A 22,771-nucleotide genomic window follows, 5' to 3' on the forward strand; every position below is an offset into this window, starting at 1 on the left:
GTTCATTAAAGAACAAAAAAGTCCGTGCCAAAGCACGGACTTTAAGTTGCCTTAGGCTCTAATGGCACAGACGAACAAACACACAGAGTTTATGGCGCGGTAAGGGAGTGGCTTTCGCACCAGGATCGAAAATCAGTTCAGCTTGTAAATCACCCCGACGGAGAACCGTCGTCCGCCATAGCCGATACGCCACAGGTTGGGCACGCCGTCGGAGAAGCCGCGATCGTCGGAGCCCACGATAATCGCCGCCTCTTTCAGCAAATTGCGTCCCTCGAAATACAGCTCGACATTGGGCCTGAACTTGTGCGTCAGCTTGGCATCGACATACTGATAGGCTTCGGTGAAATAGGGCTCACCGGGGTTATAGGGCTGACCGGTGACGTTGATGGGGTTGGCGTTGGGCGTATTGTTCACGCCTGAGTCGCCGCAGGCGGAGATACAGGTGAACACACGGTCCCGGGCCTGCCAGGTGACGCGGGCATTCGTCTTGCCGTCGTCGTACCACAGCGCCAGGTTAGCAAAGTATTTGTACTGGCCCGGCGGGGTCTGGTACTCGCCCGTAATGGGATCGACATAGGTCCGGCTGTTGCTGGCCTTGGTCGTCGAGACGTTGAAATCGGCCCCCGTATAGCGCAGACGCCACGGCAGGAAGGTGAAGGCGGTCTTCGAGGCGAACTCCCAGCCGCTCTGGGTATAGCCTTCGCCATTGACGTAGGTGTTGTAGCGGAAGGTCAGGTTGTCCAGACTTTCACCCGTCTGAGGATCGACTTCGCCGGTGCCCGCAAACAGATTGGCGTTGTTGACCGTGACCGTAACCGGGCCACCGACGCGGATGGTCTGGCGATAATAGGCCAGCGACAATGACGTGTCACGGTTGGGATACCATTCAAGGCTCGTATTGGCCTTGGCGGCCTGATAGGGCTTCAGGTCCGGGTTGCCGAACGTGTCGCAGCTATTGTCCTTGGCGGTGCCATCGGCGTCGAATTCGTTCTCGTTACGCTCATCGACAGTGCAGACCCCGGCAGGCCACAGACGGCCGACCGGCGGTCTGGCCACGGTTTTCGACCAGGAATAGCGCGCGACCAGCTTGTCGTCGAGCACCCACAGGGCGAGGTTATAGCTGGGGAGCCAGTCGGTATAGGTCTTGTCGATGGCCACCGGCTTTTGAAGATTGAACGAGGTAATGCCCGCGGCGGCTTCGCGGTTGGCCGGATCGTAGAGCGCAGTTTTCTGGATCGAGGTCAGGCGGACAAAACCCGATGCCTGAACGCTGGTGCTGACCATGCGCACGCCGAAATTACCGTTGAATGACATGCCCCAGGGGAGGTTCTGCTCGAATTCAGCCATATAGTAGGCGGCGGTGATCTGCTCGGTCGACTTGCTGACGGGTTGGGCATACATCTTTCCGTCGCTGCCCTCGCACACCTTCATGCAGTCGAGGTTGTAGTGTTCAGAATTGACCAGGGCATAGAACTTGTCGGCGTCGATGCTGGTCCAGTTAGTCATGCCTTCGGCGCCGTCATAGCCGTTGAAGAAGACATCGCTGTTTTCTTCGAGCGATTGCTGGAGAATGGCAATCGCCTGAGCCTGAGTGATCGTCTCCACGCCGTAGTAGCGATTGCGCGCCGACGGATCGGGCACATAGCCATAGACGCACTGGTTGGCGACCGTCGTCGTCGGCAGGTTTTCGCAGGCACGGACATTGCCGCGCAGATTGAGGGTCGGCACCTCGACACCGCTCACCGGCTGAAAGCCACCGCCACTCCAGTAGGCCGTCTTCATGTCGCGATAGCTGGCCCCCGTCTTGACGCGAGGGAAGAACGGCACGACGCCTTTGAGGTTATAGCTGGCGTCAATCTTGGCGGCGGTTTCCGAGCTTTCCGTCATTCGCGGGTTCAATTGGATGCCGAAATTGCGCGTCAGCGGCAAACCGGCCGTCACCGGGTTGAACTTGACGAAATTGGCCATGTCATTTTCGTTGTAGTCCGCCGGCAGGTCGTAGGTCCACATGCCGCTGGGCAGCAGCCTCATACGGGCATTGCCGTAATTATAGGTCCGGGCCACACGGCGATCGGTTCGCGAATACGAGGACTCCGTCTGGTTAGCCTGAAAGGTGACGAGCAGCGGCCCGTCCTTGTATTCCCCGCCAAGCAATATGTAGTTGCTCTTGGCCTCCACGCGGTTGCGGATATGGTCGATGCCCAGCGTGGCATTGGTAATGTCCATCTGGACAATGTGATGATTTTCGTCCATCACCAGAGTCGCCGGATTGACATTCAGCGCCTGTCCCATGACCGGGAAGGTATAGTTGGTCGTGGTTGACGTCGCGTTGGCGTCCAGCTGTATGCCGCCATAGACCTGGGTCGGGTTATAGATCCAGTAACCACCCCCTGCCACCGGTGTCAAAACCTGCGACGAGCCGACCGGGATATTGGTGTTGTTGGTCAGGCTTTGGTTCACGAAGCCCGTGGACGCCGCCGTCAGAACAGACACGCCACCGCGTGAACGAAAGCGCGTATCCTCTTCCTGATAACGATCCGCAACCTGATACTTGGCATAGACCTTGAGATTGTCGTTGATGCGGAAATCGAACCGAATATCCCACGCCAGACGATCCTCATAGGCGGTGTAGCGCTGGTCGCGCACCGAGTTCGGCGCATAGTCATTCCACTGGTTCAGACAGGACTGCTGCTCGCTGATCCTTTGCGCCTGTGCCGCCGAGCGGTTGGCGTTGTTCGACCCGGCCTGAATCGCGTTCAGCTCCGTCGCCGTCAGCAACGGGAAGGCCGCGACGCAGTCAGCTTTCGATTTGGCTGCTGCTGACTTTTCTATGATCTGACGTCGGGAACTGGAGTCGAAGAATGTACTCGTATTGGCGGCCAGCGGCGAGCGTAGCACTGGCGTATCCAGCCCTTCGCCCGACACGGTCGAAGGGTTCAACGCGTAGGTCTTTTCCGGCGAATTGTCGAAATCCGTCGTGCGCAGATAACCGGCGCGGTCGTTTGTCCCGGCCATGCCCATCTTGTGGCTGTCGCCCAGCCGTTCAGATTGGGAAAAGTTGAGCAACACTCCCAGCCGGTTGTCGAAGAACTTGCGCGAGGCGATGATATTGATGTTGGGCGACCATTTTTCGCTGAGCGAATTGCGCTCACCGGCGACCCGCATCTGGAAATAAGGCTTGCTGAAATCGAGCGCGTCTCGCGTCTTGATCTGGACGCTGGCCCCCAGGCCGCCTTCGGTCAGGTCGGGCGTGTTGCCCTTGATCACATCGACGCTTTTGATGAGATCGGCGGGCAATTCACGCATGTCCGAACCGCGGCCGCCGCCGTTCGAACCGTTGATGGCCAGGTCGGCGCCATTGGTCGCGACTCCCATACCATCCATTTCGATGCGAATGGCGCCGCCGCCGTTACCGCGGATATTGATGGAAGACCCTTCGCCGGTCTCATCGCGCGACAGGGCGGCCCCCGGAATACGCGACAGAGCTTCGTTGAGGTTACGATCGGGAAAGGAACCGACATCGTCGGCGACGATCGAGTCCTGCGCCGTATTGGAGCGCTTCTTGCGGTCTATAGCCGACTGCTGTGCCCGGCGCGCCCCGACGACGACGACTTCCTGTACACCGTCGGTGCTGATGCGGTCCTCGGCAACGATCGCACGAGCGGGCAGAACCTGTGGCAACGGACCGTCAACTTCAGCGCGCGGACCGGGCTTCTGCACGACCTTTTGACCGGCAGCTTTGATCAGGAAGGTCGTGCCATTGATCTGTTCAAGCGTGGCGTTGGTCCCTTCGAGCAGGCGGCGTAGCGCCTCGTTCGGGGTGAAAGTTCCCTTGACGCCCTGCGTCGTTTTCCCGCTGAGCTGGCGGCGGTCGAACATCAATTCGACGCCGCTCTGGCGTCCGTATTGTTCGAGCGCCGAAATAAGGGCCTGCGGGGCGATGTCGACGGGTTTGGCGACTTGCGCATAGGCCGGACTGGACATGACGAGCGCGGTGGCGGCGCCCGCCGCCAATGCGCGTAGAGTGGTGCTGAGCATTCGCGTTGTTTCCCCTGCCTGTTTTTGGTGGCAGCGGGCCCTCATTATGTGGGCCTCTGAATTGTAAGATGAATGCTCGGGCGGACTCCTCACCTCTCTTATATTATTTTTTTATATCCTTACTCTCGCGCCAGACCAGCTCCGTCGTACCGGCCGACGTCCGCCGGGCCTCGACCGGATAAAACCCCGTTACAGCCTCCAGAAAATTCTGCGGATGGTCGACCCGGAATATGCCGCTGACGCGCAGATCAGCGACCTTCGGATCATTGATCAGAATGCGCGCGTCGGAATAGCGGTTGAACTCGGCCACAGCCGCCGAAAGGGCATCGTCACGGAAGACGACCTGCCCTTCCTGCCAACTGATCGAGCGCTTGACGTCCGCTGTCTCTACCTTGACATCGCTGACGCCGGTCGTCGCGGTCAGTTGCTCCCCCGCCACAAGCTGTTCCGCCCCCAACTGTGGCAGCACGCGTTCGATGCCTTTCAGCTGTAACGGTTCGACAAGAACCTTACCCTCGACCAGCACGACCTTAACCTTATCGCCGTTCAGCCGGACATTGAAGGCCGTACCCACGGCCACGACGTGGCGATCCCCTGCGGTGACGACAAAAGGCCAGGCGGTATTGTGCGCCACCTCGAACAGGGCCTCGCCACGCAATAACCGGATATCGCGGCGATGTTTCGAAAAAGCCACTTCGACGATCGTATCCGTGTTCATCGACACGACAGAGCCGTCGTCAAGAGACACCTTGCGACGCTCGCCCAGACGCGTTTCGTAACGCTTCGTCGTGGCGAGGTTGGTTTCAGAACGATTGGACGCATAGTCCGGACGAGCGCTTATGGCCCCGAATACCGCCGCGCCGGCAATGAACATCAGACCGATCGACGCGGCCACGCGCATCCGGTTCGAGCGGACTTCCGGGACAACCCCAAGCGCCTCCTTGCGCAACTGAAGCATTTCCGGCTCCGCTGCCAACGCGCCGAGATCATCGAACAACTCACTAGCGGCCGCGTAGGCTTCGGCGTGAGTCGGATGGGATAGCCACGCCTGAAACGCGGCTTCGTCGCGCGTGGTCAGCGTCCCCAGTGCGCGCCGCGCCAGCCACCAGTCGGCGGCTTCCTGTGTATCGTTCGGTAACCCTTTAATCATGACAGTTGACTTGGTCATCACTGCGCGCAGCTCCTCAAATGAGCCAAGGCCCGCATCATGTGTTTTTCTACCGCCGACGCCGATATGCCCAACCGCCGGGCGATCTCGGCCCCCTTCATATCCTCGAAACGGCTCAGTATAAATATGGCCCGGGTACGTTCCGGCAATTCGTTCAAAGCGGCCTTAACACGCCGAACCGCATCGCGCCCCATAAGTATGCGCTCGGGTGTCTGAGCGTCCTCGCCCTCGAGCAGTTCCGGCTGGATTTCGATGACCTGTGCGGCATTGCGAAGGGTGTTGCGCCGCCCCGATTCACGCAAAAGATTGGCCGCCGCCTGAAACAAATAGCCCTCGACATTGTCGATGGGGCCGCTCTCGGCACGTTTGAGCACCCTGGCCAGCACTTCCTGAGTGAGGTCGTCCGCCTCCGACGGCGACCGCGTCCGGCGCGCCAGGTAATTGCGGATAGCCGGGGTATAGCGCACCAGAAGGTGGCTGAACGCCTCCCACTCCCTACTCTGCCCCGACGCCTCATTCATCTTACGACCTGCAAGGACAACATACCTTCATATGAATAGATGAACCTGATCCAAAAATCCTCACATACCAGATGAAAAAGATATCACGCTTGTGTTTTCTTCCACGCCTGCGCGCTCGAACGGTATCGCCATCGCCGAGGCTCTGTACGAGAAATCGGCAATTTGGTTGGAACACGTCAGCGACGACCAATATCCCGACCACTGACTGTTCTCATGCGCCCCGGTAACGCAGCGCTTCCACCACGGCGGTGAGCGCGGGCGAATGGCGACGACTGGGGTAGTAGAGGTGATAACCGGAGAACCGGTCGCACCAGTCTTCGAGTACGCGGATCAGGCGGGCCTGCTCAATATGCTCCAAAACCGCGTCTTCGGGTACATAGCACAGGCCCAAACCGTCGAGCGCCGAGTTAACGCGCAGGGCGAGATTGTTGTAAACCAGTTGCCCGTCCACCCGCACCTTGACCTCACGTCCGTCTTTCTCGAACTCCCAGGCAAACAGCCCGCCATAGGTCGGCAGACGCATATTGATGCAGTTGTGCCCCGTCAGTTCCTGCGGCGTCTGCGGTATTGACCGCTCGCGGAAATAGTCGGGAGACCCCACCACGGCCATCCGCATGTCCGGCGCAATCCGCACGGCGATCATGTCCTTGGCGACCTGCTCCCCCAACCTGACCCCGGCGTCGAAACGCTCCGCCACGATGTCGGTCAGACCATAGTCGACGATGATCTCGACATTGACCTCCGGATGGTCACGCAGGAACGGCGCGAGCGCCGGTTCCAGAACCGACACGGCCGCGTGTTCGCCCGCCGTGATCCGGACGGTCCCGGCAGGGCGATCCCTGAGCGCCTTCAGCGCCTCAAGTTCGTTGGTGATTTCCTCCAGCCTCGGGGCCAGCGTGCGCAGCAGGCGCTCACCCGCCTCGGTCGGCGAAACGCTGCGGGTCGTCCGCGTCAGCAAGCGCAAACCCAGTCGCTCCTCAAGCGCGCGCACGGTCTGGCTCAGGGCGGATTGCGAGACGCCCATCTTAGCGGCGGCACGGGTAAAGCTTTGTTCGCGCGCCACCTGAGCAAAGGCGGCAAGATCGTCGAAACTGGGCGTCGGCATTCATTAGACTTTCTAATAATGGCATCCCGATTATAGCGGCTAATCAAAATTGTCCAGCACGCCTAGGTTAGGTCCGGATCAGTACAAAGGATATGGATATGCAGACCAGAACACTCGGAACCCACGGCCTGAAGGTGTCCGCCCTCGGCTTCGGCTGCATGGGACTGAACTTCGGCTACGGCACGGCGGTGTCAAACGACGAAGGCATCGCCCTGATCCGTCAGGCGGTCGAACGCGGCGTGACCTTCTTCGATACGGCCGAGGTCTATGGCCCCTTCACCAACGAAGAAATGGTCGGTGAAGCCCTGCGCCCGGTGCGTGAGGATGTGGTTATCGCGACCAAGTTCGGCTTCAATATCGTCGATGGCAAACAGGCCGGGCTGAACAGCCGTCCTGACCATATCCGCGCCGTCGCCGAGGCCTCGTTGAAGCGCCTGGGCGTCGAGGTCATCGATCTTTTCTACCAGCATCGCGTCGATCCCGACGTGCCGATCGAAGATGTCGCCGGGGCAGTGAAAGACCTGATCATTGCCGGTAAGGTACGATATTTCGGTCTGTCCGAACCCGGTGCCGCCACGGTGCGCAAGGCTCACGCCGTGCAACCCGTCACGACCCTGCAAAACGAATATTCGCTATGGACGCGCGGTCCTGAGACCAATGGCATTCTGGAAACCTGCGAGGAACTGGGCATCGGCTGTGTCGCCTACAGTCCGCTGGGAAAGGGCTTCCTGACCGGGGCCATGTCGAAGGATACGACCATCGCCGAAGGCGATTTTCGCGCCAGCCTGCCGCGCTTCACGCCCGAAGCGATGCAAGCCAATCAGGCTCTGGTTGATCTGCTCAGGCGCATTGGACAGGCAAAGGGAGCAACACCAGCTCAGATCGCGCTCGCCTGGCTGATGGCGCAAAAACCGTGGATCGTACCGATTCCCGGTACGACCAAGCTGCACCGCCTAGAAGAAAATCTGGCCGCTTCCGAGGTCGAATTGACGCCCGCCGACCTTGCCGACATCCAGAGCGCGGCTGCCGGTATTACGGTCGAAGGTGACCGCTACCCCGCCCATCTCATGACGACGGTGGGGCGCTGAGATGCAAAATCTTACCCTCAATAACGGCGTGACCATGCCCATACTGGGCTTTGGCGTGTTTCAAATTCCCGATCCCAAAGACTGCGAGCGCTGCGTTATCGACGCGATCAACAGCGGCTATCGTTTGATCGACACCGCCGCTTCCTACCTCAATGAGGCTGCCGTTGGCGCGGGCCTTAAAAACAGCGGCGTTGATCGGTTCGACCTGTTCGTGACCAGCAAACTGTGGGTACAGGACACGGGCTACGACAAGACGCGCGACGCCATCGACGGTTCGTTAAAGCGTCTCGGTCTCGACTATCTCGACCTCTACCTGATCCATCAGCCGTTCGGCGACGTCCACGGCTCGTGGCGCGCCATGCAGGATGCCTATCGGGCCGGAAAGCTCAGGGCCATCGGCGTGAGCAATTTTCACCCCGACCGCCTGATGGATATCAAGGCTTTCAACGAGGTCACGCCTGCCGTCAATCAGGTCGAGATCAACCCGTTCCAGCAGCAGGTGGACAGCGTCCCCTTTATGGAAGGGATCGGCGTTCAGGCCGAGGCGTGGGCGCCCTTCGCCGAAGGCCGCAACGGTCTGTTCGAAAATCCGGTCCTGACGGAGATCGGGCAGAAATACGGAAAGTCGGTGGGTCAGGTCGTCCTGCGCTGGCTGGTCCAGCGGCATATCGTGGTGCTCGCCAAATCCGTTCGCAGGGCGCGTATGGCTGAAAATCTGGCCGTGTTCGACTTCGCGCTCGACGAGACGGATATGGCGCGGATCGCGGCACTCGACACCGGTACCTCAAGCTTCTTTTCGCACCGTGACCCTGACATCGTCAAATGGATGAGCGAGCGCAAGCTCGACATCTGACGACCCCTCACAGCTCACAGGAGACATACAATGCCCCCGAAAGCCGTTTCACCCCATCGCCGCCAGATCCTGTTCGGGGCTGCCGTTGCCGGGGCTGCGCCGTTGCTCGCGCCCGCCGGAGCGCAAGCTTCCGCAGCGACCGCGAACCGTCCGGGTCGCCGCAAGCTCGGCACGCTGGAGGTTTCCGCCGTCGGGATCGGGGTGCAGAATATGAGCCGTACCTATCAGACCACGATCCCCAGCCGTCCGGAGATGCACAACATCATCCGCAAGGCCTTCGACAACGGCGTAACCTTCTATGATGCCGCCGAAGCCTATGGGCCGCATGAGGTCGAACGTATTCTGGGCGAAGGCGTCCAGCCCTTCCGCGACCAGATCGTTATCGCGACCAAGTTCGGCTGGAACATCGATCAAGCCACGGGCCAGCGTCTGCCGGGCCTGAACAGCCGTCCTGACCATATCAAGGTCGTCGTCGATAACATGCTGAAGCGCCTGCGCACCGACCGGATCGACCTGCTCTATCAGCACCGCGTCGATCCCGCCGTGCCGATCGAGGACGTTGCCGGCGTGATCAAAGACCTGAAGCAGCAGGGCAAGGTGCTGCACTGGGGTCTGTGCGAGATGGGGCTGAATACGCTACGCCGTGCCCATGCCGAACTGCCGGTCAGCGCGGTGCAAAGCGAATATTCCATGCTGTGGCGCGGGCCGGAAAGCGAGGTTCTGGGGGTGTGCGAGGAATTGGGTATAGGCTTCGTGCCGTGGAGCCCGCTGGGGGTCGGCTTCCTGACCGGTGCCATAGATGAGCGCACCGCCTATGCCGACGGCGATATCCGCAAGTCCGAGTCACGATTCGCCCGCGAGAACCTGCCCAACAATCTGAAGCTGGTTGCCCTGCTCAAGACCTGGGCCGCACGCAAGCAGAGCACACCCGCTCAGATCGCACTGGCGTGGCTGCTGGCTCAGAAACCGTGGATCGTCCCCATTCCAGGGACCACCCAGATGGCGCACATGCTGGAAAATACCGGCGCGGCGAACCTCACCTTCACCGCCGCCGAACGCAGCGAACTGAACGCCGCCGTCGCCGCCATCGCGGTGCAGGGCGCTCGTCTGCCCGAAGCCGTGCTGCGTTTTTCCAATGTCGAGGCCCCGGTGAAGGGTTAAACCATGACCGATCTGTCGAGACGTGTGATGCTGACCGTGCCGATCCTGCTGTCGGCCTGTTCGCCAGTGGCATCGGAGGCCCGTGACATGGCAAAATCGAAGATACTCGTGGCGTATTTTACCCGTTCCGGCAACACAAAGGTGATTGCCGGAACGGTGCAGCGCGACCTGCCGGCGGACCTGTTCGAGATCCAGCCGAAGACGCCTTACCCCGACGATTACGAAGCCACGGTCGAACAGGCCCGGATCGAACGTGACCGGGGCATTGAGCCGCCCCTGCTCGGGACGGTGCCCGACTTCGACCGTTACGGGGATATCTACCTCGCCTTTCCGATCTGGGGCGAAACCGCGCCGCCTGTCATTCGGTCATTTCTTAAGACGCACGATACATCGAGCAAGGTCATCCGCCCGCTCATCACTCACGGCGGCTATGGGCTCGGCAACAGCCTAAGCGTACTGAAAGCCCATGCCCCCACAGCGCAGATCGAACCTCCCTTCATCATGGAGGCCGATCAGGAGCGGCGCACGCTCACCCAAGTTCGAGCATGGCTTAGTCAACTCGCTGAAAATTAAAGCCCTGCCTTCTCAGTCGCGCCCCTCCTTAAGGAAACCCGCAGCAATAAAGCTCTCGCAGACCTGAGAATGCGTCGCAAGATATGTTTACACGTGGCGCGCATCCTGATATCGCAGCCCGATGTTCAGTTCAGTCGTTACGTGTCTCGCGGTCATCCTGATCGTTCTCGCCATCGTCCTTCTCTATCTCAAATGGCGGGGTCAGGGATTGCCGGCGGGGTTCGACCGCGCCGCCGTACCGGTGGCGTGGCTGGCTCTGGCGGTGTCGGCGGTGTTGTGGATGCTGGCCTATGAGCCGGACTTCGGTTTGCCGGTCGGGTGCCTGATCGCCATGAGCCTGCCGCTGGCCCTGATCGCGTGGCGCAATGCCAAGGACGATCCCGCGCGGCACAAGCCCGAAAAAGACCGCCGCGCCCGGAGCCTGCCCGACGTGAAAGAGCGCTTCAGCCTGCGCAAGGGCGGCCGGATCGTCGCCCGTCTGTTGTCCAGTTTCGTGATCTCGCCGCTGATGGGTATGGCCGTCGGCATGGTGGCCTGGCTCTACATGCCCGGTCACGGCTCGACCCGCTATGCGTGGGCAGTCTTCGCCTTCGTCACCGCCTCGGTGATCGGCCTCGTGATCGGCAACAGTGCTCAGCGTCCGTGGCGCGCCTTGGGTGTCCTCAGCCTGACCGGTGCGGTCAGCGCCGCCGTGGTCGGCCTGCCGCTCGTGACGGGAGCACACTGATGACGATCTGGCCCAAAGTTCCCGCCGCCTTTGTCCGTCGCGTCCTGCACGGTCACAAGATCCTCGGCCTTGCCCTGTGCGCCATCCTCTACCTGATCTGCCTGACCGGTTGGGTCGGCGTCTATTATGTCGAGTTCGAGCGCTGGGAGCGCCCGAACCTGCCGGAATTTTCCGAGGTCACCCCCGAAGCCATCGCGCGGGCCACCGCCGACACGCGCGTGGTCATGCTGGCCGACACACACCGCGGGCCGTTCGATACCGACATCTATATCAGCCCGCCGACGGACAACGCCCCACGCCTCGTCATCGGCTACGGCCACGAAGCGCGCGGCTACGATGCGCAGGGTAATTTCAAAGGTCCGGCCAACCACGACCTGACGCATTTCCTGACCGAACTGCACTATTATCTGCACCTGCCGGAAAGCTTCGGTATGATCGTCGTCTGCCTGTTCGGGGTCGGCATGATGGCGCTGCTGATCGGCGGTGCCCTGTCGCACCCCAAGATGTTCCGCGACGCCTTCGCCTTCCGTCTGCGCAAGCAAGGCCATCTGACGCGTGCCGACCTGCACAACCGCATCGGCGCGTGGACCCTGCCCTTCGGCCTGATCATTACGCTGACCGGCACCCTGATCGGGCTGGGGCAACTGGTCGCCCTGACCATGGGTCTCCTCTATTATCAGGGCAACAGCCTGAAGGCCTACGAACCCATCTTCGGCAGTCAGGCGGAGATCACCGCCGCCACCGGCGGCAAGCCGTTGCACGACGGCGCGCTCCTCACCGCCCTGCGTCAGATCGAGGCCGCGCGTCCGGGGGAACCGGTCAGCTTTATCGCCGTCCGCATGGTCGGCACCCCGACCGAGTTTCTGGAGATCACTACCAAGCCGTCCCAGCGGCTGGTCTATGGCGAGGCGTGGCGCTTCGATGCCAAAGGCCATCTCAAGGGCAGCTATCATTTGTCGGATGGCCCCGCCGGGCGTCAGGTCGCCGCCAGTCTGTACAGCCTGCACTTCGGCGATTTCGGCGGCTGGTCGGTCAAGCTGATCTATGCCTTGCTCGGCTTCGGCCTGACCGTGATGATCGCCGCCGGGATGGATATCTGGCTGATCAAATCGGCCGAAAAGGGCAAGCCGCGTCCGCTGATCCACCGGCTATGGACGGTGTTGATCTACGGCGCCCCCGCCCTGATCGCGCTGGCCTTCGCCCTGGCCATGAGCCTGCATCTATCGCCGGTCGCGGTGTTCTGGGACGGCATGGCGGCGCTCACCATCGTTACCCTGATCAGCCCGAAATTCACGCAAGCCCCCGTCCAGACCGTATCCAGACTGATGCGTCTGGGTCTGGGCCTGTCTCTGATCGCCATGGTCGTGGTGCATCAGGCCGTCCATCAATCGTTCAGCGTCGCCGCCGTGCAGGTCAATCTGACCTTGCTGCTGCTGGGTCTCGGCTTCATCGGATTGACCATACGTAAGCAAAAGAGTCCTGCAAATACAGAGGTGTGACCTCAAAATCCATCTTTGCACAAATCGTGTTTCAAGATTGCAATCGATTCGCAATTTACTTGACACGGCCCGCCAAAGGCGTAAGTGCGACGCATTCTTAGATGGCGGCTTTGTGTGTGCCGCGTTTGTAAAAGGTATCCCCATGTCCCGTAGCCACCTCCTCGGTTCCGCCTCCGCCTTACTGCTCGCCAGCCTCGCCCTGCCCGCCTTCGCCGCCGATGCACCTGACGCCGAACCGACCGAAGTCGTCGTGCTGGGCAAGCGCGTCATCCGCGAGTCCGCCGGGGCGACCGGCCTCGACCTCAGCCTCCGTCAGACGCCGCAGTCGGTGACCGTCGTTTCCGCCGCGCAGATGAAGGAATTCGCCCTCACCGACGCTAACCAGCTTCTCTCGACCCTGCCCGGCATCAATGTCGAAGCCTCTGAAACCGACCGTACCTACTTCAATTCGCGCGGCTTCGACGTGGTCAATTTTCAGGTCGACGGCGTCGGGCAGCCGCTCGACTGGGGCCTGCAAACCGGCGCGCTGGATGTGGCCATTTTCGAGCGCATCGAAGCCGTGCGCGGCGCCAACGGCATGATGACCGGCACGGGCAATCCGTCGGCGACGATCAACTATATCCGCAAGCGCCCGACGAAGGATTTCCGCGCCAATGCCTCGGCCAGCTACGGCAGCTGGGACCATCTGCGCCTGACCGGCGACGTGTCCGGGCCATTGAATGAAAGCGGCACCCTGACCGGTCGCTTCGTCTATGCCAATACCGATACGGAGTCCTATCTCGACTATTACAGCGTCAACCGGAACGTCTATTACGGTGTCCTGTCGTGGGATATCACGCCCAAGCTGAACGCTACCGCGGGCTATTCCAAGCAGGACAATCTGGCCACCGGCAATAACTGGGGCGCCCTGCCACTGGTCTATACCGATGGCACGCCGATCAACTACGACGTTTCGGCCAATACCTCGGCCCCGTGGACCTACTGGGACACGCACAATGCCACGACCTTCACCGAACTTTCCTATCAGTTCGACAACGGCTGGACCGTCAAGGGCATCTATACCTACAAAAACCTGAGCGACGAAGCCAAGCTGACCTACGCCTACAACTATCCGGACACAACGACCGGCCTCGGCGTGGCAGGCTTTGCGGGTTATTACCCCTCAAGCTGGAAGCAGAACCTGTTCGACCTCGTCGCCAACGGTCAGGTCTCGCTGTTCGGGCGTGAGCATCAGGTTGTGGTCGGCGTCAACTCTAATAAAAGCGACACCCTGCGCTGGGCGGGCGAGGCCGCAGCCTTCGCCTATCCTGCCTATAAGGGCGCTCAGATCGTCGCCCCGGCCGAACCCACCACCTTCGCCACGCCGTACGAAGCGGCCAATGTCACCGATAAGCTGACGCGCGCCTATGCCGCCATCCATTTGAACTTTACCGACCGCTTCAAAGGCCTTGTCGGCTTCAACGCCATCGACCTGACGACAACCGGCGTCTCCTACGGCGTGACGCAGGACCGCTCTGAGAACAAGGTCAGCCCCTATGTCGGCGCGACCTACGACGTAAATGCCAATGTCTCGCTCTATGCCAGCTATACCGACATCTTCAATCCGCAGGCCGAGGTCGATATCAACCGCAAGCGTCTGCCGTCGGCGGAAGGCAAGAGCTACGAAGCCGGTGTAAAAACCGAATGGTTCGCCCGCCGCCTCTACGCCACGGCGTCGGTCTTCAAGTCGGAACAGAGTAATCTGGCCGAGTTCGTCGGCTATATCCCCAATACCTGGGACTCCTATTATGCCGGTGTCGATACTATCGTCAAAGGCTACGAGTTCGAAGTCTCGGGCAAGATCACGCCAGACTGGAGCATCAATGGCGGCTGGACCGATCTGTCGATCGAAAACAGCGCCGGTCAGGACGTTCGCCTCTACCTGCCGCGTCGATCGCTGAAAATCAGCACGACCTACAACCTGCCGCAGTATAACGACCTCAAGCTGGGTGCGTCGCTGCGCTGGCAGAGCGATGTCGAAACGACGGCCCTGACCACGACGATCAAGCAGGAGGCCTACAGCGTGGTCGATCTGTTCGGCAGCGTCCGGGTAACCGACAAGGTTCGCGCCTCGCTCAACGTCAAGAACGCCTTCGACGAAAAATACTGGGGCGGGCTGCGCTGGGGGCAGTCCTTCTATGCCGCCCCGCGCAGCGCGATCGTCAGTCTCGACTATTCGTTCTGATAAAACCAAATGGCCCGGAAATGTATTTTCCGGGCCATTTGTTGGCAAACCTTTACGATGCTGAGTTTCTTTAAGATTGAGATCGGTATCGCTTCCTGATCGCGCCAAAAGCAGACATTTGGCTAATACCGAAAATCCTGCTAGCGGACATTCAATGGAAATAACCTATTTCGATCACATTTCTGATCAAGTATAACAACCGCAACACTGAGCGGCACGGGCCTAGGTGATTGATTCATTCACCATGTGCCCGTCATGAAATCTCGCTCCTCCGCCGATACCCCTCCCCCCGTCCATGCCCTCCGGGCGCTGGAGGCCTGTGTGCGCCTCAAAAGCTTCGCCCGGGCCGCCGATGAGCTGGGTGTTACCGCCAGCGCCATCACCCAGCATATTCGCACCGTCGAGGATTGGGTCGGCAAACCGCTGTTCCTGCGCCGGGGGCGTTATGTGGTGCCGACCGATATCGCCGACGCCGCCATGCCGTCGTTGCGCGAAGGTTTTGACCGATTGCTGGAAGGGACGCGGCTGCTGCGCGAGGCCGACCGCAAGAGCTATGTCGTGTCGATTTCCGCCCCGCCGTCCTTCGCCGCCAAGTGGTTGCGACCGCGTCTGGAGGCGTTCCGCACCTTGCATCCGGAATACGAGGCGTGGCTGTCCGCCGACCTCAAACTGGTCGATTTTTCGACGTCGGAGATCGATATCTGCGTCCGCTATGGCCCCGGCGGCTATCCCGGCCTGACGGCGGAGCAAATCCTCAGCGAAAGCATTACCCCGGTCGCCTCACCGGCGTTCATCGCTCGTCACGGCCCGTTCCATCGCCCTCAGGATATCCTTCAGGCGCGATTGCTGCACGATATGGGCGCGGAAAACGACCCGTCGAGCCCGTCATGGTGGATGTGGTTCGACTCGCGCGGTTTCGACGACCTCAGGGCGCTGGACGGCCCACGCTACAACGACCCGGCGCTGGTCATCGACGAAGCCGTCGCCGGACGCGGCGTGGCCCTGGCCAAGCGCGCCATTGCCGAAAGCGATATCGCCGCCGGGCGTTTGCAGCCGCTGTTCAACGACCAGACACCGCTCAGCTTCGCCTACTGGCTGGTCTGGCCGCGCGGCCGCACCCTCCCCGCCCCGGTCAAGGCCTTCATCGCGTGGATCAAGAGCGAGGCCCAGCGCGGTCTGTTCGTTGATGGCGAGGGGATTTAAACGACCTTGGCCACATGCGTCTGCAACCCATGCAAGCGCGAATAGAGCCCCTGCTGACGGTCGAGCAGCGAGTCGTGGTCGCCCTCTTCGGCGATTTGGCCGTCCTTCATGACGATGATCTTGTCGGCGCTGGCGATGGTCGACAGGCGGTGGGCGATGACCAGCGCCGTGCGGCCCCGGAGCAGGGTTTTCAGCCCGTCCTGCACCAGCTTTTCCGACTCGGTGTCCAGCGCCGAGGTCGCCTCGTCGAGGATGATCAGGCTGGGGTCGCGCAGGATGGCGCGGGCGATGGCGATGCGCTGCTTTTCGCCGCCGGACAGGCGCACGCCGCGTTCGCCGACCATCGTGTCGTAACCTTCGGGCAAGCGGCTGATGAAGTCGTCGGCGTGGGCGGCTTTTGAGGCTTCGATCACGTCGTCGCGCTGGGCACCGACGCGGGCGAAGCTGATATTGTCGCCGATCGAGTCGTTGAACAGGGCGATATCCTGAAGCACCGCGCCGATGCGGGTGCGCAGACTGTTTTGCGTATAGCTGCGGATATCGCGGCCATTGATCAGGATTTCGCCTTCGCTTACGTCATAGAAGCGCATGGCCAGCTTGATGATGGTCGATTTCCCCGATCCGCTGGGTCCGACCAGCGCCACGGTCTGCCCCTCGCCTGCGGTAAAGGACAGGTTGCGGAGCGCCGGGCGCGTCTGGCCCGGATAGGTGAAGCCGACATTGCGGAATTCGATGTGACGGATGGGCTCGACCTCGACGGCATCGGTGCGGTCGGTGACTGTCGTCGGCACCTCGATCAACTCGACAAGGCGTTCCGACGCGCTGTCGACATCGCCCGCCGTATTGACCAGCCGCGTGATGGGCACAATCGTCGTGATGACGGCCTGAGTGAGCGCAAAGACCAGCAGGATATCGCCGACCGTATAGGCCTGATGCAGCGCGCCCCAGGCGACCCAGCCGATCGAGCCGATGACGGCCAGTGAATTGATCAGATTGACCACCACCGCCGAGCGCTGCTCGATGCCGGTTTCGGTGCGGCGAACGTCCCACCATTCGTCCTGAACCGCGTCATAGCGCCGCTGAACGATGCGCTCGCCGGCGAAGCTGCGTACCGTGGCGATCTGGCTGACCATTTCGCTGAGCAGGCCGCTCATCTTGCCGACAAGGCCGTTCCAGCGGCGGCGCAGGGGCTTGGTTTTCTTGACGGCGAGGTAGGACGAAATAAGATTATAGGGCACCAGTAACAGCATGACGAGGCCGACGGCCGGAGCCTTTATCAGCAGAACGATAATCCCGAAGACGAGTTGCAATATGCTGGCCAGCGTCCCTTCGGAGAGTTGAAAGAGCCATTGGGTGACGGTGATGCAGTTGCCGAAACGGTCGGTGATGTCGCCGACGCGGTTTCGCTCATAGTAGTCGAGCGACAGGCCGGTCATGGTCTCGAACACCCGTCGGCGCAGGGTCGAGATGGAGTGGAGCCAGAGCTGGTCCGACTGATGGTCCTGCCAGTAGCCGAACAGGGTGGTGAACAGGCGGATGACGGCGAAGGCCCCTACCGCCCAGCCGACCGCGATCAGGGCGGCGTCGTAATCGACGCGGTTGCCGAACAGGTCGGTGATCGTATTGACGATGCTGCGGAAGACATAGGGGGTCGCGGTCGCGCCGAACCCCAGCACGGCGCTCGACAGGATCAGGCCGATAATGCGGCCTCGATATTCCGGGATGAGTTGAATGATTTTCCAGATATTGGTCATGGTGGCCCGGATATATAAAGTCGTAGGAAGGCCCGCGCGGTATCCTGCGTGGGCCTGTAGAAAGTTACGCGAATTACTCGGCGGCTTCCTGATGGATGGTGCCGTCCTGTGAGACGGTCGCCGTCTTCGGAATCAGGCCGCTCATGCGCCATTGCTGCTGATAGACACCGGGGCCGAAGGGCTTGGAGCCGCCCAGCGAGGCGGCGAGCGTCTGGAACTGCGCGCCCTCTTCGAGGAGCAGGATGAAGTCGGCCAGCGCCAGCAGGCCCTTCTTGCCCCAGACGGTGGCGCCGCCATTGGCTTCGATGATGCCGGGGATTTCGGCGTCGATCTTCAGCTGATCGAGGATGAAGTCGACCTCCGGCTGGAGACGATCGACATAGACCGGCAGCGAGCGGACGAAGCGGTGGCGCTGCACCGGCACGTAGAGGAAATCGAGTTCACGATGCGCCTGCGCATAGGCCCCCAGATAGGGCGTATGAACGTGGCTGATCGTCGTCACGTCGTCGTGCTCACGGAACAGCTTGGTGTAACGGCCTTCGCCGCCGGGTCCGGCTTTACCGAGATAGACCGTGCCGTCGAAACCGACGACGGAGGTACGCACCTCGTCGAGGTCGTCGCCCCACGGACCGGTATAGCCGAGATTGATCAGCTTCTCTTCGCCGGGGATGCGCTGTACGAAGCCCAGCGTGCCGGTGGCCGAGATGGTGCGCGTTTCGCGCAGGACGCGGAAGGCCTTTCGCGCGTCTTTTTGCGCCTGAATGACGAAGGCGGTGGCTTCGGGCGACAAGCCCGCAATCGATTGTATGTCGGACATGATGTGATCCTTTCTATTAAAATTATTCCGCTGCCACACGCAGCGTTTGACGACCACGCACCAGCGGAAGAACCTCTTCCCCGACCCGGTAAGCTTCTTCGAGGTGCGGCGTGCCGGCGAAGATCAGGCCGCCGACGCCGAGGCCCAGCAAAGTGTCGATGCGTTCGGCGGCGGTCTCGTAAGAGCCGACGATACCGAGCGGCGATCCTTGCGCGCCGAGAATGCCAAGGCCCGAGAAGAAGCCGTCGATTTGCAGGTCTTTCGGGTCTTTGTCGGCGGTCGGGCGCAGGTGTTCGGGGATGGGCGAGCCCACCGCGTCGCCCCGGCGCATGGCGGCACGCTGACGCTCGATGGCCTCCCAGTCGGCATTGGCCCAGCCACGGCGCACCTCGGCCCAGGCCTCTTCTTCGGTCGCGCGGGCCAGGATGTTGAGGCGGATGGCGGGTTTGACGCTGCGACCATCCTTCGAGGCCAGTTCGCGCACGCGGTCGAACTTGGCGCGCAGCTTGTCCAGCGGCTCCATGTGCGTCAGGTTGAAGTCGGCGTGCTTGCCTTGCGCGGTCAAAGCGGCATCCGACGACCCTGCGAAATAAAGCTCCGGGCGGACCTGACCGGCCAGCGGCGCGGGCAGACCGGCGTCCTTCACCTGATAGAACTTGCCGTCATAGCTGAACGGGCCGCCGTTCCACACGCCCTCGAACACATTGAGGAACTCGGTCGTGCGGGTATAGCGGTCGTCGTGGGCGATGCGGTCGCCCCACCACAACTGCCCCGGACCACCTCCGCCGGTGATGATGTTGAACAGAAGCCGCCCGTTCGACAGACGTTGCAGCGATGCGGCAGCCTTGGCGGCATAGACCGGATTGATCCACGGCGGCTGAAACGCGATCATGAAGCGCAGGGCCCTGGTGTGCCGCGCCAGCGACGACGCGATGACCCACGGATCGTCGGTCTGCGGGAAGGACGGGATCAGCGCGCCGTCGAAACCGGCGGTTTCCGCCGCGCGGGCGATCTCGAGCAGATGCTCGTGATAGGCCGCCGGATCGTGCGGCGACGGCGCCAGATTGCCGGGTTTCAACGCGCCCCAGTCGCCGCGCGTATCGGACGGTAGGGCGACATCGGCGCGGTCGCCGTGGGTGGGAAGTCTCCAGTGGAACTGTACCATTTCTTTTGCTCCTTATGCCGTTTTCTGCAAGCGACCGGCCCAGCCCGACAGGCGCGGCAGGACGTGCTGGGCGGTGCGATAGGCGTCTTCGAGATGCGGACGGGCGCGCAGGATCAGGGTGGAGACCCCGACCTCGACATAGGCTTCGAGCCGTTGCGCGACGTGATCGTAGTCGCCGCTGAGGCGCGGATCGCCCTCCCCGTCGCGCGTATGGGCGGCGGCTTCGGCCTCGGCCTGCGTGTGACGGGCGGTGATTTCGGCGCGCAGGCCGAAGCGGATCGAACGATCTCCGGCCAGCGCTTTCAGCCGTGCGATATGAGCACTGACGATTTCCGGGCTTTCGGAGTCGAAGAGATAAAGATCGGCGTGTTTCGCCCCCAGCACCAGAGCTTCGTCGGTCGTGCCCGACAGGACGATCTCCGGCAGGGGCTGCCCTTCCAGCGGGCCATTGAAGCCGCCGTTGAGCACCTCATAATACTGCCCTTCGAAGGTGTAGGGCTTCTCGTTCCAGAAACCCTTGAACACGGTCAGGAACTCATCAGCACGGGCGATCTGTTCGGCCACGCTGCGGTCGTGACCGTGCCATGCGCCAGGCTCAGCTTCGCGCGTCACCAGATCGAGGACCAGCCGCCCGCCGGTCAGGCGCTGAAAGCTGGTGGCGATCTTGGCCGTATAGACCGCCGACAGGAAATGCGCCGGCAGTTCGGGCACAAGCTTGAGGCGGCGAACGTCGCGGGCAATGGCCCCGGCGACGATCAGCGGCTCTTCGCCCTCGTCGGTTTGCGGGATGATCACCCCGTCGAAACCGCCCAGTTCGGCGGCGCGCGCCACCTGCACGAGGTAGTCGTAATAGCTGACCTCTTCGTGCCCGTGGGCGCGATCGAAGCGCCACGCCCGCGACGGGGCGTTTTGGTAATCGCCACGGTTCCATTGGCTGCGGTCGGCGGTGCGCCCGTCGCCATTGACGGGTAATTGCCAGAATATTTCGAGTGCCATGACTCAGGCTCCAGTCTTGAACTTGCTTGCGTCCCAGTAGGTTTCTAGGGACAGGGTTTTGAGGGCTTTTTCGACCAGGCTGTCGTCGAGCAGGGCATCGACATCGACGTCACCGGTGATAATCCCGTTCTGCTTGGCAAAGGCCGAGGCTTCGCGATAATGGGTGTAAAGTTCCGGCGGAAAACGCGGCGACCAGCGGTCCTTCCAGCTGATGTTCGACTGATCGTAGGTCCGGCGGACGATGTGTTCCGGCGTGCCGTTGCGCGTGCCGAGCAGCACGATCTCGTCCTTGTTTTTCTCATCCGAAATCCAGTGCGCGGCGCGGACATAGCTATCGACGACCAGTTGCGCGATATCGGGCTGGTCGCTGAGGAACTTGCGCGATACCCACTGCCCGCCCCAGCTTTTCCAGTCGAGCGGCTGATCGGCGGTGGACCAGATGATTTTCGCCACGCCCTTGTCCTCCAGCCCGAAGGCCGAGATGGTGAACAGGCCGTCGACCCCGCCGGTCGCCACGGCGGCGGCCCCGGCGTCGGGGTTGATATTGAATATCTGGAAATCTTCGTAGGTCAGGCCCTTCGAGGTCAGCAACCGCAGCAGCGGCAGCTCCCACGGACGCCCGCGATGGATGGCCAGACGCTTGCCTTTCAGGTCTTCGATGGACTTGGCCGTGGAACCTACTGGTACGACCAGATAGGAGTCGCTGGGGTTGCCGGGGAGGACCAGCTTGGTCTTGCCGGTCGTGTTGCTGGCATTGAGGATGATCGACGGCAGGTCGGAATAGCCCGCGAACTGGATCTGATGGTTGGCGAAGGCCTCATTGACGATGGGGCCGACGGCGGAGTTAGGGGCCGGGAAATATTCCAGCTTGATGCCCTTTTTCTCCAGCCCTTCGCGCAGCCAGCCGAACTTGTCGACCACGTAGTCGAGGCCCGACAGGCGCACCTTCTGACCCGCGAAGCTTGACACGACGGCGATCTTGAGCGTGGTGATCCCGGCCTTGTCCTTCGACACCGAGCAGCCGGACAGGGCCACGCCGAGCGCAGCGGCGAACCCGCCCGCCAGAACACCGCGACGGGATGAATTAAAACCGGTCATATGACGACTCCGTTGGTAAGGTCTTTGAGCACTTCGTCGCGAATAGCGTGCAGGACGGGTGAGGCGCGGTCGCGCGGGTGGGCCAGCGGCACATCGACGATGCGGCGGATGCGGCCCGGCTCCGGGTCCATGATGACGACGCGGTCACCGAGATAGACGGCCTCTTCGACATCGTGCGTGACCATGATCATGGTCATGCGGTGCTGAAGCCAGATGCGTTGAAGCTCGTTCTGCAAGCGCAGGCGCGTCAGGGCGTCGAGCGCGCCGAGCGGTTCATCGAGCAGCAGGACCTTGGGCTGGCTGACCAGAGCGCGGGCGATGGCCGCGCGCTGGGCCATACCGCCGGACAGCTCCTTCGGATAGGCGCTCTCGAAGCCCTTCAGCCCAACGAGGTCAATCAGGTCGAGGACGCGCTTATCCTTCTCAGCCTTCGGTATATTCTGGTTGACCAAGGCGAAGGCGACGTTTTCGCGCACCGTCATCCACGGCAGCAGCGACGGATCCTGAAAGATCATGCCGCGGTCGAGACTGGGAGCGTTAATGACCTTGCCATCGAGCTGGATCGTGCCGGAATAGTCGTTCTCGAGACCGGAAACGAGACGCAGCAGGGTCGATTTGCCGCAACCGCTGCGTCCGACGATGCTGACGAATTCGCCCTCATGCACATCGAGGTCGATATTGAGCAGGACACGCAGAGCCTTCTGGTCGATGACGTAGTTCTTCGACAGCGACTGGATGCTGAGCTTGGCCGTGGGGGATGGGGTTTCAAAAGGCATGGTGC

18 protein-coding genes are annotated in these 22,771 nt (G+C 61.5%); 8 read left to right on the forward strand and 10 right to left on the reverse strand.

Going from position 1 to position 22,771, the window contains the following annotated elements:
- Nucleotides 1–132: 132 nt before the first annotated feature.
- From AEYBE204_RS24435 to AEYBE204_RS24450, 4 genes are all read right to left on the reverse strand, one after another.
- The gene (locus AEYBE204_RS24435; RefSeq protein ID WP_023461035.1) at nucleotides 133–4,038 is read right to left on the reverse strand and encodes a TonB-dependent receptor; all 3,906 of its coding nucleotides are present in this window, start codon (nucleotides 4,036–4,038) and stop codon (nucleotides 133–135) included.
- A 103-nt stretch (nucleotides 4,039–4,141) separates the two neighbouring features.
- Entirely contained in the window at nucleotides 4,142–5,206 is a 1,065-nt protein-coding gene (locus AEYBE204_RS24440) for a FecR domain-containing protein (RefSeq protein WP_023461036.1), read from the reverse strand.
- Nucleotides 5,206–5,727 (reverse strand): RNA polymerase sigma factor, encoded by a 522-nt coding sequence (locus tag AEYBE204_RS24445; protein WP_023461037.1) that lies wholly within the window; start codon nucleotides 5,725–5,727, stop codon nucleotides 5,206–5,208. Before AEYBE204_RS24445 ends, AEYBE204_RS24440 begins: the two co-directional genes overlap by 1 nt.
- A gap of 211 nt (nucleotides 5,728–5,938) precedes the next feature.
- Nucleotides 5,939–6,832, reverse strand: a complete 894-nt coding sequence (locus AEYBE204_RS24450; protein ID WP_023461038.1) for a LysR family transcriptional regulator — start codon at nucleotides 6,830–6,832, stop codon at nucleotides 5,939–5,941.
- 98 nt (nucleotides 6,833–6,930) lie between these two features.
- Here AEYBE204_RS24450 and AEYBE204_RS24455 point away from each other — a divergent pair, with 98 nt between their 5' ends.
- The 8 genes from AEYBE204_RS24455 (at nucleotide 6,931) to AEYBE204_RS24490 (ending at nucleotide 16,160) form a co-directional block, all read left to right on the forward strand.
- A complete protein-coding gene (locus AEYBE204_RS24455) occupies nucleotides 6,931–7,920 on the forward strand; it encodes an aldo/keto reductase (RefSeq protein WP_023461039.1) in 990 nt (329 codons plus the stop codon).
- A gap of 1 nt (nucleotide 7,921) precedes the next feature.
- Complete coding sequence (locus AEYBE204_RS24460; protein ID WP_023461040.1) at nucleotides 7,922–8,773, forward strand: aldo/keto reductase; 852 nt, start codon at nucleotides 7,922–7,924, stop codon at nucleotides 8,771–8,773.
- A gap of 30 nt (nucleotides 8,774–8,803) precedes the next feature.
- Nucleotides 8,804–9,934 carry an aldo/keto reductase gene (locus AEYBE204_RS24465; RefSeq protein WP_023461041.1) on the forward strand — a complete coding sequence of 377 codons (1,131 nt, stop codon included), beginning with the start codon at nucleotides 8,804–8,806 and terminating at the stop codon, nucleotides 9,932–9,934.
- 3 nt (nucleotides 9,935–9,937) lie between these two features.
- Nucleotides 9,938–10,507 carry a flavodoxin gene (locus tag AEYBE204_RS24470; RefSeq protein ID WP_023461042.1) on the forward strand — a complete coding sequence of 190 codons (570 nt, stop codon included), beginning with the start codon at nucleotides 9,938–9,940 and terminating at the stop codon, nucleotides 10,505–10,507.
- A 121-nt stretch (nucleotides 10,508–10,628) separates the two neighbouring features.
- A complete protein-coding gene (locus tag AEYBE204_RS24475; protein ID WP_023461043.1) occupies nucleotides 10,629–11,234 on the forward strand; it encodes a hypothetical protein in 606 nt (201 codons plus the stop codon).
- A complete protein-coding gene (locus AEYBE204_RS24480; protein WP_023461044.1) occupies nucleotides 11,234–12,733 on the forward strand; it encodes a PepSY domain-containing protein in 1,500 nt (499 codons plus the stop codon). Before AEYBE204_RS24475 ends, AEYBE204_RS24480 begins: the two co-directional genes overlap by 1 nt.
- Before the next feature lie 142 nt (nucleotides 12,734–12,875).
- Complete coding sequence (locus AEYBE204_RS24485) at nucleotides 12,876–14,957, forward strand: TonB-dependent siderophore receptor (RefSeq protein ID WP_023461045.1); 2,082 nt, start codon at nucleotides 12,876–12,878, stop codon at nucleotides 14,955–14,957.
- 255 nt (nucleotides 14,958–15,212) lie between these two features.
- Nucleotides 15,213–16,160 carry a LysR substrate-binding domain-containing protein gene (locus AEYBE204_RS24490; RefSeq protein WP_031229814.1) on the forward strand — a complete coding sequence of 316 codons (948 nt, stop codon included), beginning with the start codon at nucleotides 15,213–15,215 and terminating at the stop codon, nucleotides 16,158–16,160.
- Here the strand turns inward: AEYBE204_RS24490 and AEYBE204_RS24495 are convergent.
- From AEYBE204_RS24495 to AEYBE204_RS24515, 6 genes are all read right to left on the reverse strand, one after another.
- Nucleotides 16,157–17,914, reverse strand: coding sequence for an ABC transporter ATP-binding protein (locus AEYBE204_RS24495; protein WP_023461047.1), 1,758 nt, complete (start codon nucleotides 17,912–17,914; stop codon nucleotides 16,157–16,159). The genes AEYBE204_RS24490 and AEYBE204_RS24495 overlap by 4 nt on opposite strands.
- Nucleotides 17,915–17,987: 73 nt before the next feature.
- A complete protein-coding gene (locus AEYBE204_RS24500) occupies nucleotides 17,988–18,731 on the reverse strand; it encodes a class II aldolase/adducin family protein (RefSeq protein WP_023461048.1) in 744 nt (247 codons plus the stop codon).
- A gap of 22 nt (nucleotides 18,732–18,753) precedes the next feature.
- The gene (locus AEYBE204_RS24505; RefSeq protein WP_023461049.1) at nucleotides 18,754–19,896 is read right to left on the reverse strand and encodes an LLM class flavin-dependent oxidoreductase; all 1,143 of its coding nucleotides are present in this window, start codon (nucleotides 19,894–19,896) and stop codon (nucleotides 18,754–18,756) included.
- 12 nt (nucleotides 19,897–19,908) lie between these two features.
- Complete coding sequence (locus AEYBE204_RS0119885; RefSeq protein ID WP_023461050.1) at nucleotides 19,909–20,892, reverse strand: LLM class flavin-dependent oxidoreductase; 984 nt, start codon at nucleotides 20,890–20,892, stop codon at nucleotides 19,909–19,911.
- Between the two features lie 3 nt (nucleotides 20,893–20,895).
- A complete protein-coding gene (locus tag AEYBE204_RS24510) occupies nucleotides 20,896–21,990 on the reverse strand; it encodes a PhnD/SsuA/transferrin family substrate-binding protein (protein ID WP_023461051.1) in 1,095 nt (364 codons plus the stop codon).
- Nucleotides 21,987–22,766, reverse strand: coding sequence for an ABC transporter ATP-binding protein (locus tag AEYBE204_RS24515; RefSeq protein WP_023461052.1), 780 nt, complete (start codon nucleotides 22,764–22,766; stop codon nucleotides 21,987–21,989). The genes AEYBE204_RS24510 and AEYBE204_RS24515 overlap by 4 nt, the downstream gene beginning before the upstream one ends.
- Nucleotides 22,767–22,771 lie beyond the last annotated feature (5 nt).

It is taken from the genome of Asticcacaulis sp. YBE204 (genome assembly GCF_000495855.1).
Classification (GTDB): domain Bacteria; phylum Pseudomonadota; class Alphaproteobacteria; order Caulobacterales; family Caulobacteraceae; genus Asticcacaulis.

Coding starts and splice junctions, on each gene's coding strand:
- AEYBE204_RS24435 (WP_023461035.1), bottom strand. CDS start 4,038: ATGCTCAGCACCACTCTACGCGCATTGGCGGCGGGCGCCGCCACCGCG.
- AEYBE204_RS24440 (WP_023461036.1), bottom strand. CDS start 5,206: ATGACCAAGTCAACTGTCATGATTAAAGGGTTACCGAACGATACACAG.
- AEYBE204_RS24445 (WP_023461037.1), bottom strand. CDS start 5,727: ATGAATGAGGCGTCGGGGCAGAGTAGGGAGTGGGAGGCGTTCAGCCAC.
- AEYBE204_RS24450 (WP_023461038.1), bottom strand. CDS start 6,832: ATGCCGACGCCCAGTTTCGACGATCTTGCCGCCTTTGCTCAGGTGGCG.
- AEYBE204_RS24455 (WP_023461039.1), top strand. CDS start 6,931: ATGCAGACCAGAACACTCGGAACCCACGGCCTGAAGGTGTCCGCCCTC.
- AEYBE204_RS24460 (WP_023461040.1), top strand. CDS start 7,922: ATGCAAAATCTTACCCTCAATAACGGCGTGACCATGCCCATACTGGGC.
- AEYBE204_RS24465 (WP_023461041.1), top strand. CDS start 8,804: ATGCCCCCGAAAGCCGTTTCACCCCATCGCCGCCAGATCCTGTTCGGG.
- AEYBE204_RS24470 (WP_023461042.1), top strand. CDS start 9,938: ATGACCGATCTGTCGAGACGTGTGATGCTGACCGTGCCGATCCTGCTG.
- AEYBE204_RS24475 (WP_023461043.1), top strand. CDS start 10,629: ATGTTCAGTTCAGTCGTTACGTGTCTCGCGGTCATCCTGATCGTTCTC.
- AEYBE204_RS24480 (WP_023461044.1), top strand. CDS start 11,234: ATGACGATCTGGCCCAAAGTTCCCGCCGCCTTTGTCCGTCGCGTCCTG.
- AEYBE204_RS24485 (WP_023461045.1), top strand. CDS start 12,876: ATGTCCCGTAGCCACCTCCTCGGTTCCGCCTCCGCCTTACTGCTCGCC.
- AEYBE204_RS24490 (WP_031229814.1), top strand. CDS start 15,213: ATGAAATCTCGCTCCTCCGCCGATACCCCTCCCCCCGTCCATGCCCTC.
- AEYBE204_RS24495 (WP_023461047.1), bottom strand. CDS start 17,914: ATGACCAATATCTGGAAAATCATTCAACTCATCCCGGAATATCGAGGC.
- AEYBE204_RS24500 (WP_023461048.1), bottom strand. CDS start 18,731: ATGTCCGACATACAATCGATTGCGGGCTTGTCGCCCGAAGCCACCGCC.
- AEYBE204_RS24505 (WP_023461049.1), bottom strand. CDS start 19,896: ATGGTACAGTTCCACTGGAGACTTCCCACCCACGGCGACCGCGCCGAT.
- AEYBE204_RS0119885 (WP_023461050.1), bottom strand. CDS start 20,892: ATGGCACTCGAAATATTCTGGCAATTACCCGTCAATGGCGACGGGCGC.
- AEYBE204_RS24510 (WP_023461051.1), bottom strand. CDS start 21,990: ATGACCGGTTTTAATTCATCCCGTCGCGGTGTTCTGGCGGGCGGGTTC.
- AEYBE204_RS24515 (WP_023461052.1), bottom strand. CDS start 22,766: ATGCCTTTTGAAACCCCATCCCCCACGGCCAAGCTCAGCATCCAGTCG.